Genomic DNA, 13,709 nt, shown 5'->3' with positions numbered 1-13,709 from the left:
GGTAGGCGCACAGGACCGGGGTGGTCGCGAGCCGAGATGCGGATCCCGCCGACGTGACGGCGCTCGCCGAAGTTCCCCAGCTGTGCTCGCTGAATTTCCCCACCCCTGAGCGGTGTCGGTTACAGGGGTTCGCGGTTTCCGGTGGTGGCGCGGCGAGCCGCAGGCCGAAGAGCCGCGGCGCAAATCGGAGGTCACCGCCGCGTTGGCGAATTCGCCCGTCGTCGAGATCAACTCACCGGGCGACCATGAGTAGAACTAGCGGCTTGCGCCGCCTCCTGGAAGTCGGCGATGGCCCCGCCGTAGTCCCTCGCCCAGTTCGTCAGGACCTCGATGGGCTCGACGAGGGTCTGGCCGAGGTCGGTAAGGCTGTACTCGACCCGCCGTGGCGCTTCGGCATGGCGTTCGACCAGACCGAACTGCTGGAGTCGGCGCAGTGTCTGGGTGAGGACCTTGCGCGAGATACCGCCGATAAGGTCGACCAGATCACCGTGCCGGCGAGGCTGATGGCTGAGTCCGAAGAGCACGAGCACGGCCCATTTGTCGGAGATGATTTCGACCGCCAGTCGTGTGGGGCAGTCGGCGAGGAAGACCGGTCCAGCCGTGTTCTGCATGAAAGTCGAAGGTACCAGGAGGTAACCGAGGGCTCCGTAACGTCTTCCGCGAGTAACGAATCCAACATCAGATGCGGAGGAATCACCATGCCACGAGTCGTCGTGTTCGACGAGTTCGGCGGGCCCGATGTCATGCACGTCGTCGAGGAGCCGGTCGTCGAGCCCGCGGCCGGCGAAGTGCGGGTCAGGATCGAAGCGTTCGCCGTCAACCCGCTCGACCAGATGATGCGTTCGGGCACCTCGCCCGCGATCGTCGCCTTGCCGCACGCTCGCCTCGGCGTCGAGGGAACCGGCCGCATCGACGCGGTGGGACCCGAGGTCGCCGGGCTGGAGATCGGCGATCCGGTCATCCTCACGGCCATTCCGGACGCGAGTGTCAGGGGTAGCTACGCCGAATACACCACGATCCCCGCCAGCCGGGTCGTCGCCCGGCCTGCCGGGCTCGGAATCACGCAAGCGGCGGCCATATGGGTCGCGTACTCCACCGCCTACGGCGCGCTCGTCGAGAAGGCTGGGATGCGTCCCGGCGACCACGTCCTCATCACTGCCGCGTCCGGCGGTGTCGGCCGGGCGGCAATGCAGATCGCCAATCAGATCGGCGCCGTGCCCATCGCCATCACCCGGCACACCGCGAAGAAGCAGGAGCTGATCGCCGCCGGCGCCGCCGCCGTCATCGCCACCGACCACATGGACGTGGTCGAAGCTGTCCGCCACCACACCGGCGGGACCGGCGCCGACATTGTCCTCGACCTTGTCATGGGCCCCGGCCAGCAGGATCTGCTGAAGGCGGCCCGCCCCGGCGGAACACTGGTCGCCGCGGGCTTCCTGGACCCTCGGCCCACACCCTTCCCAACAAGCACGCCGCTCACGATCTTCGGCTACCGCAGCTTCGAGCACACCCTCGACGCCGTGGTGGTGAAGCGCATGGCGGCCTTCTTGAACGCCGGTATACGCCTCGGCGCACTGTGGCCCGCCATCGACAAGGTGTTCGCCCTCGACGACGTCGTCGAGGCACACCGCCACCTCGAGAAGGGGCTCCACGCCGGGAAGATCGTCGTCACGATCTAGCTTCTCCTCTAGCGGCCGTTCGGGACCTGCAGGTCCCGAACGGCCGCTGGAGAGCCGACCCACGCCTGCTTGATTTCACTGTCCGTGAAGAACTTTCGGTGTGGTGGACGGGCACTGGTACTCCCGCGACCCCCTGCATGCCTGGCCCGAGGTCCGCGGCCTGCGATAGCCCCGTCCCGGGTCTCGGTTCGAGACGCGCCGGCCGCCTGCGGCTCGGTCATGGCTGCTCGCCCTGCGCGAGGCCGGATGCCAGAAAGTGTTCTCCGACAAGAAGTCCGGCAAGAACGTCGAACGCGAGGAACACACAAGTGCCTCGAGTACCTGCGGCCCGGCGACACCCTGGTCGCGGCCGCCCTGGATCGGCTCGGCCGCTCCCTGCGAAACCTGATCACGATCGTCGCCGGACTCCGTAAGCGCGGCATCGGATTCCGGTCCCTGCACGAAGCACTCGACACCACCACCCCCGGCGGGCGCCTGGTCTTCCACGTCTTCGCCGCGCTGGCAGAATTCATCCGCGAGCTGATCGTCGACGGCACCCACGAGGGCCTGGCCGCCGCCCGCGCTCGCGGGCAACGCCTGGGCCGCCCGCCGGCCATGAACCCCGAGCAGATCCGCCAGGCCCGCGCGATGCTCACCCTCCCCGACGAATCGGTGTCCTCGATCGCCCGCATGCTGGGTGTCTCCCGCTCCACGATCTACAAGTACGTGCCCGAGATCGGCACGGGCCGAAGCCAACTCGGCGCCGGGAAGGCCTAGCGGTTCAGCTCATCCGGGCCAGCCCAGGCGCTACGCGAACTTCGCTGGACTTTCGGCGACTACTACCGGAACCCCGGCGGGCGCCGGCGGGGACGGCGGCGACCGCCTGGTCGAAGAGGGCCAGCTCCTCGCGCAGTTCATCACGCCGGGCGGCCAGTGCGCCCCAGTCGATTCGCTTCATCTGGGCGATGAATTCGGCGAATTCCTCTTCCAGGCTTCGCATTTCGCGCACCCCTCCCTGGCCGAACACGACTCGTCCAGGCTAGGTGTACGCGCTGTCGCTCGGAATTCAATCGGCCTCGTGAACGGCGCGCATCGGCCCGGGTGTCGCCACTGGAGTGAGTGGGTCCCGGGCCGATGGGACGCCGAGCGGTCAACCCTGCTCGGTGAACGAGTCAGTTACCGTAGTTGTCGTAGACGATCGTATTTCCCGAGGTGTCGATCACCGCCATGGAATAGTCATGACCCGAGCTCATGTATTTCGCCGGCGGAAGTATCGTTTCTGACCACCAGTTCGGTGTTCCTTCATATCCAAACGTCTTGCCCGCCGAATCGAGGGCATAGGTATACATGGCGGCCGTCGTGGACACCCCGACCAAGGTCCCGCTGGTGTTGTTGTTCGGGCACTCGTACCAGGTGTTGTCGTTGAATTGGTATGCGCACACGTGCCCGGTGGTATCGATGCCCCACAGGTACCAATTTCGGCCACCGGGGTTGTAGCAGGCGCTGAGTTGCTTCATCGTCCCGGCGATCGGGCTCCACGAGTTCGCGGTCGCGTCGTAGCGAAAAACCTTGCCCGCGGCGTCGAGTCCCCAGACCCCGTTGTTGTCCGCCACCTCGACCTGGGCCAGCGTCCCGGGCATCTGAGTCCAGGACCAGGGACTGGTTGTGTCATAGCGGTACACGCCGCCCCATGAGTTGACTCCCCACACCGCTCCGCTTTTGGAGGTGCTGACCTGGGAGAGTGCGCCGGGGATCTACGTCCAGCTGCCTCCGGTGTAGCGGTAGATGCTCTGCGAGTCGTCGACTCCCCAGAGATTGGGCTGGCCTCCTCGGGGATAGGAAATCAGCGAAATCTGTTTCATGGTGGAACTGAGCGTGACCGGCATGAGCCTGACCCCTTCGGAACGAAGTGCGGTAGCCCGGGCGAGGCCCGCGCCACCGGCGACGAAAGCAGTTATGCGCCTTCCGAATCCGGGAGCGCAACACCTCGCCCTTGTCAGAGTATGTCGAAACACGCAGCAGTACAGTCGATTTCATGACAGTAATAGAAACCGCGGGGTCGGTTCGCGTCGGTTTCTCGGCTCGTTCCCGGGCTGCGGCCTCCCCCGCACCGCGTACCAGCAGGTCACCGGAACCCTTACTGACACGGCCATTTCGGCCGCTATGAACAGCGCAGCAATCTCGGCCTCGGGGCCGCGGAAGGCATACGGGGACAAGACGATCGGCGACGGCATTGATCTGAATATCGGTGCGGGAACGCTCTTCTCGCTGCTCGGGCCGAACCGCGGCAGGACCACAACGGTGAACACGTTGACCACGCTGCTGAAAGCGGACGGCGGGACCGCCCGACTCGAAATCGAGCCTCGGGCTCGTGGGATTCCCACCCGAAAGGGAGCCGGCCAGGGCTAGCATCGAAGTCGAAACCGACACCGCAGCAATCGATTTCGACCATATTCATCCCGAGCAGGGGGCTTCGATGAGTAATAAGTCGGACGTCAGCATGGGCGCGGCGATCAGCGCCTACGTGTACACATATCCACTGGTTTCTATCGAGGTGACGCGACGGCAGTCGACGAACGTGCCCTATCCCGACGAGTACGGATGCGCGCCGATGAACCAGTTCGCCAACATGCGCACCGTTCCGGACGCGTCGTTCACCAGCGTGGTGCGCCCGAACGTCGACACCTTGTACTCGTCGATGTTCTACGACGTCTCCGCCGAACCGCTGATCATCGGCGTGCCGGACATGCTGGGTCGCTACTACCTGTTCCCGATCATGGACATGTGGACCAATGTGCAGGACTCGCCCGGCACCCGCACGCTCGGTGACCGAGGCGGCTACGAATTCGCCATCATCGGGCCGGACTGGCATGGCAGCTTGCCCGAGGGGGTGCTCGAGTACCGGATGCCCACCGACAGCGGCTGGATCATCGGCCGCATCCAGATCAACGGGCCTGCGGATGTCGCGATCGTGAACGACCTCCAGGATCGGCTCACGGCGGTGCCGCTCAGCGCTTACGGGACCGCCTATGTTCCGCCGGAGAACACCCACCTGCACCCGGACTGGCCCACAGGACAGGAGGTCGCCGCTTATATCGCCGGCCTCACCCCGCAGCAGTACTGGGACCTGTACTACTCCAGTCTGTCGCACCGACAGACCCTCCCCGAGGACAAGGAAATACTCACGCAACTGGCCGACGCAGGCTGGACACCGGACCAGAAACTGAACCTGGACGAACTGCCCGCCGCCGATCGTGCGGTATGGGAGTCGGCCTGGCCAGAAGCGCTTTCCAAGATCGAAGTGCCCTTCGACGCCGCACCCGTGAACGGCTGGGAGGTCATCCGGTCCGGGATAGGCTTCTACGGAACCGAGTACCTGTTCCGCTCGACGGTCGCCTACGGCGGTCTGGGCGCGAACCTGCCCGAGGATGCGATCTATCCCGCCGCCTACGTCGACGGCCGATCGGCACCGCTGTCCGGCGACAACAACTACATTCTGCGGTTCGACGCCGATCAGGTGCCGCAGGTCGGTGGGTTCTGGTCATTGACCATGTACAACGAAGCCGGCTTCTTCATCGCCAACGATCTGAACCGCTACGCGGTGCGCGGCGAAGACCTGCAGGTGAACGCCGACGGGTCGGTCGAGATCTACATTCAAAGCCAGAACCCCGGCCCGGAGCAGGAATCCAACTGGCTGCCCGCACCCGCGACAGGCACGTTCAATCTCATGTTGCGTCTGTACTGGCCCGGCATCGAGGCCCTCGACGGGATCTGGAACCCACCGGCTGTGCACATCGCACCCTGACACCGGCGAATCCCAGCAATGCCAGGCCCCGTACCTCGGAGCCTGGCATTGCCATTCGACGAGCAGCCGACCACCGTGTCCGTCGGTCGGCACGACGCTCGGCATCGGCACACCATCGAGGCAGTGTTGCCGGGAGGCCACCCAGGAGACGGCGCCGGCGGTCGCGCACGTGCTCGAGCAGCAGAGATACGCCGCTGGCCAAGCCATTATCGTTGTCTTTCACGCGCAGTCCGGGACCCCATCCGATCAAATCGGTCATCAGATCGGTCACTTCCACCCCATGAAGGTTCACCGACCGGCCGGGCCGGTTGTGTCCGGCATTCTCACGCAACTGATTCGGAGATACCTGCGACCTCGCGTGCCTGGGCACTCTCGATTCGCGCCACCGCCGCGGTATCCGGCCGCTGCGGCACCGTGCGGTGCGGATCGGCTGAGCCGACGTACTCGATCAGCTGGGACAGTGTCGACTTGGCCACCGCGAACGCTACTCGAGGGGTGGACCAGAGCCGTGCACCGACACGGGACAGAGGTAGGCGGCCACCCCTCCGGCCCACAGGGTCGCCGCAACAGTGGCCGCCGAAATCTTCTGTCCGGGCGTCATCCCCGCATCCTGTCCCCATAGTTGTAGCGCCCGTAGGGTTTCTGGCAGATCGCCCGATCAGTTCGGCTCGGCCGTCGCGATGTCTCCGCATTCACACGATGCGCCGCGCCCACTCGGCGTGCGCTAGCAGGTCGCCGTCGCGCCCGGACGGCAGCGACAGCAGCAGCCCACCCGCGGGCCCGCTCGCCGAAGTCGCGACAGGTAGCGTAATTCCGCAGGTGCCAAGGTAGCTGAGGACCATAGTGGTGCGCAGAGTGGTGGCATTCGCGCTGTCGTAGTCGGCCGGGTCGCGGAGATCGGCCAGGCGCGGCGGTGGGTGACGCACGGTAGGGCACAGCAGTGTCGCACCGTCGAGTTCGGCGGCGAACTCCGCGCGCAAGGCGCTCATCCCGTCGTATACCAGGGCGATGGAATCCGCTGTGTGCGAGTTGCTTTCGAGCCTTCGCCGAGTGGCCGGCTCGATCGGAAGGCTGGAGTCGAGACGGTGGCGGTGCAGGCGGTATGCCTCCACGCCCACGATGGTGCCGACGCGGTCCATCAATTCCTGTGCGGCACTCAGCGATGCCATGTCGCGTGTGCGGACGTCAGCTCCGGCGCACCGGATTTCGGCAAGTGCGGCCTCGAATCCGGCGGCGATCTCGGGCGTGACGTCTTCTGTCCACTCGCCGGCGGGAACGACGAATCGCCGAGTCGGCGCGTACTCGCCGCGTCGATTCGGCGCGAAAATCCGGTCGAGAGCGATGATGTCGTTCACGCTGGTGGCGAGTATGCCGGTGCTGTCGAGCGTGATGGACAGCGGCGCGAAGTCGTTCGCACCGTAGCGCCCCGGGCTGGCGCGATACCCGATGATTCCGCAGTAGGCGGCGGGCACCCGCACCGATCCCGAGGTATCGGTGCCGACCGCCAGCGGGACGATGCCACGCGCAACCGCCACCGCAGATCCGGATGAGGACCCGCCCGGGACCCGTTCCGAGTCGACGGGATTCGCGGGGGTGCCGAAGCGGAGGTTGATCCCGAGACCGGAGAAGGCGAACTCGCTGAGGTTGGTCTTGCCGATGGTGACCAGCCCGCTGTCATGGGCGCGCCGGACGAGGCGGCTGTCCACGGCGGCGGGTTCGTCGTGTAGGTGGCTGGCCGAACCGCTGGTCGTGACCGTGCCCTGGATATCGAAGACGTCCTTCCACACAATCGGGACTCCGTCGAGCCGATCGCGTTGGGTGCCCCGCAGGCGGCGGCGATCGGCGGCCCGGGCCTGGTATCCGGCGCGCTCGGCGGTGACGGTGACGAGTACCGCGGTCGAATCCGATTGCTGGGCCCGGTCGACGGCGACGGCGGCCAGTTGGGCCGAGGTCGTATCGCCCGTTGCGAGCGCCTGAGCCATGGCGGTGGCGGTGGTCATGGACAGGACGCTACCGAGAAGTATTTCCGCTTCGACATGTAGGAAGATCCACTGAATGCCAATGATGCTGTGTGATTATCCATTTCGACAGCGCCCTGTCGTTCGGTTGACTGACATCCATGACAGTGTTGAGCCATCCGGAGCCGATTACAGTGCCGGCGAGGCGAGCGCGAGCGGTGACCCTGCGCGCCGGTGAGCAGTTGCGGATCACCGATGTCGATGGCGGCCAGGTGGGTGATGTGTTCGCCTACAACGCCCACGATCTCACCGAACACCACAGCGCCTCTCACACGCGCACCCACACCGCGCGACTGTTTCCCGCACTCGGCGAGTCATTCGTGACCAACCGGCGGCGACCGATCCTCACCTATACCGACGACACCTCGCCGGGGGTGCACGACATGCTGATCGCCGCCTGCGACCCGGAACGCTATGCGGCGTACGGGGATCCGCACCACGCCAATTGCGCCGACAATCTGCGCCGAACGGTGACCGAGCTGGGATATGGTGCGCCGCCGTTCATTCCGCAACCGATCAATGTGTTCATGCGCATTCCGGTAGCCGCGGACCAGAGCCTGACCTGGCTCGAGGCCGCCACCGCGCCCGGGGACGCCATCACCTTCCGCGCCGAAATGGACTGCCTGGTGGTGGTTTCCGCCTGTCCACAAGACCACAACCCTATCAATGGGGCGCGACCCACGCCACTGGCCCTGACCGTCCTTCCCCCCACCAGCGAGGAGAACCACCGATGACTACCACCGAACTCGCCCACCCCGCACTCGAGCCGTTCGGTCTGGACACCCTGGAACTGCGCAACCGATTCGCCGTGGCGCCGATGACCAGGGTCTCGGCCACCCCCGACGGCACTCCCACCGAGCAGATGACCGCGTATTACCGCGAATACGCGATGGGCGGATTCGGCCTGCTCATCACCGAGGGCATCTATCCGGACGCCGCCCACAGCCAGGGTTACTTCAACCAGCCCGGCCTGGTCACCGAACAGCACGTGGCGGGCTGGCGCGCGGTGGTCGACGCCGTGCACGCGGCCGGGACTCCGATCGTCGCGCAGCTGATGCACGCCGGAGCCATTTCCCAGGGCAATGCGCACGGTTTCGAGACCATCGGGCCGTCCGCGGTGGCGCCGCGCGGGCAGATGATGGTCGATTACGGCGGTATCGGTGGAGCGTGGAACGCGCCCCGAGAGATGACCGCGCACGACATCGACGATGTCGTGGCCGGTTTCGTCGCGGCGGCTCTGAACGCCCGTGCGGCTGGTTTCGACGGCGTCGAGATCCATGGGGCCAACGGCTATCTGCTCGATCAGTTCCTGACCGACTACACCAACCAGCGCACCGATGAGTACGGCGGGCCGGTGCAGAATCGCATCCGGCTCACCGCGCGGGTGCTGCGTGCGATTCGTGACGCCCTCGGAGACTTCCCGGTCGGAGTCCGGCTGTCGCAGACCAAGGTCAACGACTTCACCTATCGCTGGCCGGCGGGTGAGGCCGACGCGCGCACCATCTTCGCGGCCTTGACCGAGGCGACCTACCTGCACATCGCCAGCGAGGGCCGGAATTTCCTCGAGACCGCGAAACTCCCCAGCGGCACGACCGTCACCCAGCTGGCTCGGGAGGTGTCCGGTCGCCCGGTCATCGCCAATGGGGGCATGCACAATCTGCCCCAGGCCGCCGATGTGCTGACCGGCGGGCACGCCGACATCCTGTCGCTGGGTACGGGCGCACTGGCCAATCCGGACCTGCCGCGCCGGGTCGAGACCGGGGCTGAACTCTCCTCGTTCGATCATGAGATGCTGCACCCCATGGCAACCCTGGACTGCGCTGCGGCATGGCGCGAGCGCGCCGGCAAATGAGCGCTCGGACCTGGACCCGCGGCGGGGCCGCGGTGGCGACGCTGACCTTCGACGTGGACGCCGAGACGCCGATCCTGGCCGAGGGCCGGCACTATGCCGAGCAGCCGATGGTGATGTCACACCAGGCCTACGGACCGGATGTGGGAGTGCCGCGCATTCTCGACCTGCTCGACGAGATGGGTGTTCCCGCAACGTTCTTCGTACCCGGTTGGGTCGCCGAACAACGCCCGGGACTGGCCGCGTCGATTGTCGAGCGCGGGCATGAGGTCGCGCACCACTCCTACAGCCACCGGCCGCCCACCTCGCTGCCCGCCGGCGCCGAGCGCGCCGATTTCGAACGTGCCCTGAAGGTCTTCACGTCCCAGGGCATCGAGATCGCCGGACATCGCGCCGCGATGTGGAGTGCCAGTCACGAAACCCTCTCCCTGATAGCGGAATACGGCCTGGCCTATGACTCCTCGCTGATGGGTGATGATCGGCCGTACCACGTGGACACCCCACAGGGCCCGATAATCGAACTGCCCGTGCACTGGTCGTTGGACGATTGGGAGCAGTACGCGTACCTGCCCGCGCCGCGCATCGGCTCGGTCATCGAGTCCCCGGTCAAGGTCGAGCAGATGTGGCGGGCCGAGCTCGACGGCATGCGTCACTACGGCTGTCTGTTCAACGTGTGCATGCATCCGTTCCTGACCGGTCGTCCGGGCCGGATGCTGGCCCTGCGCAATCTGATCGCCTACGCCCAGAAATGCGGAGACGTCACCTTCGCCCGCTGCCGCGACGTAGCGACCTGGGCACGGGAGGACACCCACACCCCGACCCGTCTCCTGCCTACCTACGACGTGGACGAAGCCGTCTACCCGCACTAGCACGCGTGCGTGGCGGGAGACGATGCCCTGCTCGTGCGCGAGGCGGGACGGGCCGATGGGCCGCGGCGGCGGTAACGCACGGCCGGAACGTGATCCGCAGCGAATGCCCTGTGCGGGTCGGTCCTGCTCTGCTCGGAGTGCGGACATAGGTGAGCGCACGTCGACGCGGGTGTGAGGCGAAGTGGGAGCGCATCCGGATCGAGGCCGGTCAGTAGGTGGCTGGGCCCAGAGGTTCGGCCACCAGGGCCAGGTACAGGTCGATGGTGTCCTCGAGGCGATTGACATTGCGGCCGGTCAGCTCGGTGATGCGGGCCATGCGATTACGCAGGGTGTTGACGTGGACGTGCAGGGCAGCGGCCGTGACCGCCCACTGGCCGTCGTGCGCGAGGAAGGTGCGCAGGGTGTGTTCGAGATCGGTGTGGGCGCGGGCGTCGTGGTGACGGATGACGCCCAGCACTTGCTCCGAGAACCGTTGCCGCACCTGGTCGTCGAGTAGGCCGAGCAGCATCCGGAAGGTCGCGATATCGGCGAAGGCAGCGGTGTCCGGGCCATGCTGAACTCGCAGGACCTGGCAGACCTCGCGGGCGCGCACCAGCGATTCCCGCAGTCCACCGGCCGTGGCGATATCTCCTACGCCGATCACGACCCGTTCGGCGGAGACCCGTCTGCCGACCGCCGCGGCCAGGTCGCGGGCGAAGCGCGCCAACTCGTCCGCCGAGCGCTCCCACAGGCAGATGGACACCACATCCCGGCTTCCCGCCGCAGTGAATACCGGTATGCCGTGGGTGGCGAAGAATGCGCCGACCGCATGGGCGATATCTCCGGGCAGGGTATCGGCGTCGGAGGCGGCGACCGGTGCGGACACGAGCACTCCCAGCGGCCGGTCCGGTGGCACGCCATAGGCCCGCAGCCGGCGAATCACCTCACTGCTGCTTCGCGGCCCGGAGAGGATCATCTCCAATAGTTCTGTCGCGAAACGCGCCTCGATGGCGTGTACGGCCTGCTGTTTGGTGACCTCCACGCTCAGGAAGCGCGCCGCCTGGGCCAGCGCCTCCCGATCGGCAGCGGTGAGAGTCGCGGCCGGTTCCAGGCAATAGAGCCCGGCGTCGATCTCCCCCATCGCGCCCTCCACGAGATACAACACCGCCGGTCCGCGCTCGAGCAGATCGACCTCGATCGGCGGCGGGGTGCGATTGAGCGCGGCCGCGGCCAGCCGCACCTGCTCGTCGGTCGGCTCACAGCCGATACTGGCCAGGCGGCGACCTTTGCGGTCTACCACCAGCAGCGGCAATTCCGTTTCGCCGCGCAGGATTTCGAGTACGCCCGCCGCGCCGCTGCCGCGCGAGAGAGCGGTGGCGAGGGCGTCGCCACGATGGACAGTGGCGGTCAGTTCCGCCTGCAACACCTCGTTCTGGATCCGGGCGGCCGCTCGGGTGAGCGCGGCGAACGGCACCCCGACACACAGCTCGATGAGCGGCAAACCGTGTGAAAGGCACAGCGCGGCAAGCTCTTCGGGCAGCGACGGGGTTTGCGCCGTGAGCCCGAACACCAACCCGGCCGCACCGGCGCGCGCGACCGCCGCCACGAAGCGGTCCGCCGAAACATGTGACAGCCACAGGCCATTGGTAAGCACGAGTTCGCCGGACCGGACGTAGGGCGACGGGTCGGCGAGCTCCGTCGTGTGCAGCCAGTGGATCTCCGCCCCCAAGGATTCGGTGAGTTCCGTCGTCACGACCCGCAGCCCCAGCGCAGGATCCGCGACGAGTCGGCTAATAGTCAACACCTGGTGGAATTTACACGGAGAACCCGTAATTGGTGGATGAACATCCATCCCCTACTCGGCGGTGACGGTGCTGTTATGAGGTACCTCACTACGAAGGAACATCGCTATGTCCTCTCCGCAACCTCCCGGCACCGCTGAGATCACGTCCCCCGCCGATACCGGCGTCCGCTTCGACGAGCACGGCGTCCTACCCATCCCCGACCAGGAGCGCGACTGCTCGTCCTGGGAGTTGTTCTGGATCTGGTGCGGCGCGAATATCGCTCCCATCAACTGGGTACTCGGCGCGCTCGGCATCACCCTCGGGCTCAGCCTGTTCGAGACCCTGATCGTCGTCGTGGTCGGAAATCTGTTCGGCTGCGCGATATTCGGCCTGTTCAATGTGATCGGTCACCGCACCGCCGTCAATCAGATGGTGCTGGGGCGCTCGGCCTTCGGTATCAGCGGCGCGGCGCTGCCGGCCATCGTGCAGGGTCTGCTGACCATGGCCTGGGTCGGGGTGAACAGCTGGGTGGTGCTCGACCTGGTACTGGCCGTACTCGACCAGATAGGCATCCGAGGTGGTCTGGGGCTGAAAATCGCTGTGGCGGCGGTCATCATGGCTGTGCAGCTCGCCCTCGCGCTCTACGGCTTCTACGCCATTCGCGCCTTCGAGAAGTACACGGTGCCACTCACCGTCGCGGTCATGGTGGTGATGACGGTAGTGGCGCTCGCTCGAACCCACCTGGACTGGTCACCTGCCAAGGCCGATACCCCCGCCGAAAAGCTCACGGCCATCACACAACTCGTCACCGCCATCGGCGTCGGCTGGGGCTTGACCTGGATCCCCTATGCCGCCGACTACAGCCGCTTCGCCCGCCCGAAGCTGCCCGCCCGGACCGTCTTCTGGGCTTCGGCCTCCGGCATGTACATTCCGACGGTCTGGCTCGCTGCCCTCGGCGCCTGTCTCGCGAGCGCCGGCGGCAGCGCGGACCCGTCCACCCTGGTCGTCGGCACTTTCGGTGCCCTCGCGATCCCCGTACTCCTGCTGATCATGCACGGCCCGGTCGCCACCAACATCCTCAACCTCTACTCGTGCTCGCTGGCGGCCCTGACCATCGGCATCCGCATCGCCCGCTGGAAGATCACTCTGTTCGCCGGTGCGATCGCCTCTGTCGTTCTGGCCATCTTCATCAACTCGTCCAGCTTCGCCCACGCCTTCGACAACTGGATGGTTTCCATCCTCATGTGGATCAGCCCCTGGATGTCCATCCTGCTCGTCGATTATTTCCTGATCCACCGCGGTACCCTGTCGATCCCCGACCTGTACCGCGATGCCGCGTCCTCGGCCTACGGCAAGCTCAATATCCCCGGCCTGGTCAGCGTCGTGGTCGGCTTGCTCGCCAGTTGGGGTTGGCAATACGGCCTGGTCCCCGCCATGCAAGGCCCCCTCGCCAAAGCCCTGTGCGATACCGACTTCTCCTGGCTGTCAGGCAGCCTCGTCGCCGGTGGGCTCTACGCCTTCCTCACCACCGCCCGCCGGCGACGCTTCTCGACGGCCCTGCACCGTGCGCGTGGGCGAGCGTGAACGTGCTGCACCCGGTCAGATGAACCGTGGGTTTGGGGCCGCTTCCTTCTTTGAGGAAGATGGTCACCATCATGTCGAAGCGTTACCCGCCCGAGGTTCGCGAGAAGGCCGTTCGTCTGGTCCTCGAGCGCCTCGATGAGTTCGAGTCCCCAATGCCGCCGCC

Annotated in this window: 13 protein-coding genes; 7 read left to right on the top strand and 6 right to left on the bottom strand. The window is 66.3% G+C overall.

Features of this window, described 5'->3' with window-relative positions; translation table 11 throughout:
- Window positions 1–227 precede the first annotated feature (227 nt).
- Window positions 228–611, bottom strand: a complete 384-nt coding sequence (locus tag ACQP1O_RS18225) for a winged helix-turn-helix transcriptional regulator (RefSeq protein WP_433566945.1) — start codon at window positions 609–611, stop codon at window positions 228–230.
- A gap of 87 nt (window positions 612–698) precedes the next feature.
- On the opposite strand from ACQP1O_RS18225, the gene ACQP1O_RS18220 reads away from it, so the two are divergent.
- Window positions 699–1,679, top strand: a complete 981-nt coding sequence (locus ACQP1O_RS18220) for a zinc-dependent alcohol dehydrogenase family protein (RefSeq protein WP_433566944.1) — start codon at window positions 699–701, stop codon at window positions 1,677–1,679.
- A gap of 246 nt (window positions 1,680–1,925) precedes the next feature.
- A complete protein-coding gene (locus ACQP1O_RS18215; protein WP_433566943.1) occupies window positions 1,926–2,435 on the top strand; it encodes a recombinase family protein in 510 nt (169 codons plus the stop codon).
- A gap of 4 nt (window positions 2,436–2,439) precedes the next feature.
- Here the strand turns inward: ACQP1O_RS18215 and ACQP1O_RS18210 are convergent, their stop codons facing one another.
- Together ACQP1O_RS18210 and ACQP1O_RS18205 are read right to left on the bottom strand one after the other, a co-directional pair.
- A complete protein-coding gene (locus ACQP1O_RS18210; RefSeq protein WP_433566942.1) occupies window positions 2,440–2,658 on the bottom strand; it encodes a hypothetical protein in 219 nt (72 codons plus the stop codon).
- Between the two features lie 172 nt (window positions 2,659–2,830).
- Window positions 2,831–3,412, bottom strand: a complete 582-nt coding sequence (locus ACQP1O_RS18205) for a tectonin domain-containing protein (RefSeq protein WP_433567721.1) — start codon at window positions 3,410–3,412, stop codon at window positions 2,831–2,833.
- Window positions 3,413–4,134: 722 nt separating this feature from the next.
- Here ACQP1O_RS18205 and ACQP1O_RS18200 point away from each other — a divergent pair.
- Window positions 4,135–5,463: a DUF1254 domain-containing protein gene (locus ACQP1O_RS18200; RefSeq protein WP_433566941.1), complete on the top strand. Its 1,329-nt coding sequence runs from the start codon at window positions 4,135–4,137 to the stop codon at window positions 5,461–5,463.
- Window positions 5,464–5,786: 323 nt separating this feature from the next.
- On the opposite strand, the gene ACQP1O_RS18195 is transcribed toward ACQP1O_RS18200, so the two are convergent.
- Window positions 5,787–5,939, bottom strand: a complete 153-nt coding sequence (locus tag ACQP1O_RS18195; RefSeq protein ID WP_433566940.1) for a hypothetical protein — start codon at window positions 5,937–5,939, stop codon at window positions 5,787–5,789.
- Between the two features lie 216 nt (window positions 5,940–6,155).
- Window positions 6,156–7,463: an amidase family protein gene (locus tag ACQP1O_RS18190; RefSeq protein WP_433566939.1), complete on the bottom strand. Its 1,308-nt coding sequence runs from the start codon at window positions 7,461–7,463 to the stop codon at window positions 6,156–6,158.
- Between the two features lie 119 nt (window positions 7,464–7,582).
- Between ACQP1O_RS18190 and ACQP1O_RS18185 the strand changes: the two genes are divergently transcribed.
- The 3 genes from ACQP1O_RS18185 to ACQP1O_RS18175 are packed head-to-tail and all read left to right on the top strand — an operon-like array spanning window position 7,583 to window position 10,199.
- Window positions 7,583–8,215, top strand: a complete 633-nt coding sequence (locus ACQP1O_RS18185) for a DUF1989 domain-containing protein (RefSeq protein WP_433566938.1) — start codon at window positions 7,583–7,585, stop codon at window positions 8,213–8,215.
- On the top strand, window positions 8,212–9,333 hold the full coding sequence (locus ACQP1O_RS18180; RefSeq protein WP_433566937.1) for an NADH:flavin oxidoreductase: 1,122 nt from the start codon (window positions 8,212–8,214) through the stop codon (window positions 9,331–9,333). The genes ACQP1O_RS18185 and ACQP1O_RS18180 overlap by 4 nt, the downstream gene beginning before the upstream one ends.
- Window positions 9,330–10,199, top strand: coding sequence for a polysaccharide deacetylase family protein (locus tag ACQP1O_RS18175; protein ID WP_433566936.1), 870 nt, complete (start codon window positions 9,330–9,332; stop codon window positions 10,197–10,199). The genes ACQP1O_RS18180 and ACQP1O_RS18175 overlap by 4 nt, the downstream gene beginning before the upstream one ends.
- A gap of 208 nt (window positions 10,200–10,407) precedes the next feature.
- On the opposite strand, the gene ACQP1O_RS18170 is transcribed toward ACQP1O_RS18175, so the two are convergent.
- Window positions 10,408–11,982 (bottom strand): PucR family transcriptional regulator ligand-binding domain-containing protein, encoded by a 1,575-nt coding sequence (locus tag ACQP1O_RS18170; protein ID WP_433566935.1) that lies wholly within the window; start codon window positions 11,980–11,982, stop codon window positions 10,408–10,410.
- 106 nt (window positions 11,983–12,088) lie between these two features.
- Between ACQP1O_RS18170 and ACQP1O_RS18165 the strand changes: the two genes are divergently transcribed.
- Window positions 12,089–13,546, top strand: coding sequence for a purine-cytosine permease family protein (locus ACQP1O_RS18165; RefSeq protein WP_433566934.1), 1,458 nt, complete (start codon window positions 12,089–12,091; stop codon window positions 13,544–13,546).
- Window positions 13,547–13,709: the final 163 nt, after the last annotated feature.

Origin of the sequence: Nocardia sp. CA-151230 (assembly GCF_050942175.1) — a bacterium.
GTDB lineage: Bacteria > Actinomycetota > Actinomycetes > Mycobacteriales > Mycobacteriaceae > Nocardia.
This window is presented reverse-complemented; position numbering and strand designations above follow the sequence as displayed.

Coding starts and splice junctions, on each gene's coding strand:
- ACQP1O_RS18225 (WP_433566945.1), bottom strand. CDS start 611: ATGCAGAACACGGCTGGACCGGTCTTCCTCGCCGACTGCCCCACACGA.
- ACQP1O_RS18220 (WP_433566944.1), top strand. CDS start 699: ATGCCACGAGTCGTCGTGTTCGACGAGTTCGGCGGGCCCGATGTCATG.
- ACQP1O_RS18215 (WP_433566943.1), top strand. CDS start 1,926: ATGCCAGAAAGTGTTCTCCGACAAGAAGTCCGGCAAGAACGTCGAACG.
- ACQP1O_RS18210 (WP_433566942.1), bottom strand. CDS start 2,658: ATGCGAAGCCTGGAAGAGGAATTCGCCGAATTCATCGCCCAGATGAAG.
- ACQP1O_RS18200 (WP_433566941.1), top strand. CDS start 4,135: ATGAGTAATAAGTCGGACGTCAGCATGGGCGCGGCGATCAGCGCCTAC.
- ACQP1O_RS18190 (WP_433566939.1), bottom strand. CDS start 7,463: ATGACCACCGCCACCGCCATGGCTCAGGCGCTCGCAACGGGCGATACG.
- ACQP1O_RS18185 (WP_433566938.1), top strand. CDS start 7,583: ATGACAGTGTTGAGCCATCCGGAGCCGATTACAGTGCCGGCGAGGCGA.
- ACQP1O_RS18180 (WP_433566937.1), top strand. CDS start 8,212: ATGACTACCACCGAACTCGCCCACCCCGCACTCGAGCCGTTCGGTCTG.
- ACQP1O_RS18175 (WP_433566936.1), top strand. CDS start 9,330: ATGAGCGCTCGGACCTGGACCCGCGGCGGGGCCGCGGTGGCGACGCTG.
- ACQP1O_RS18165 (WP_433566934.1), top strand. CDS start 12,089: ATGTCCTCTCCGCAACCTCCCGGCACCGCTGAGATCACGTCCCCCGCC.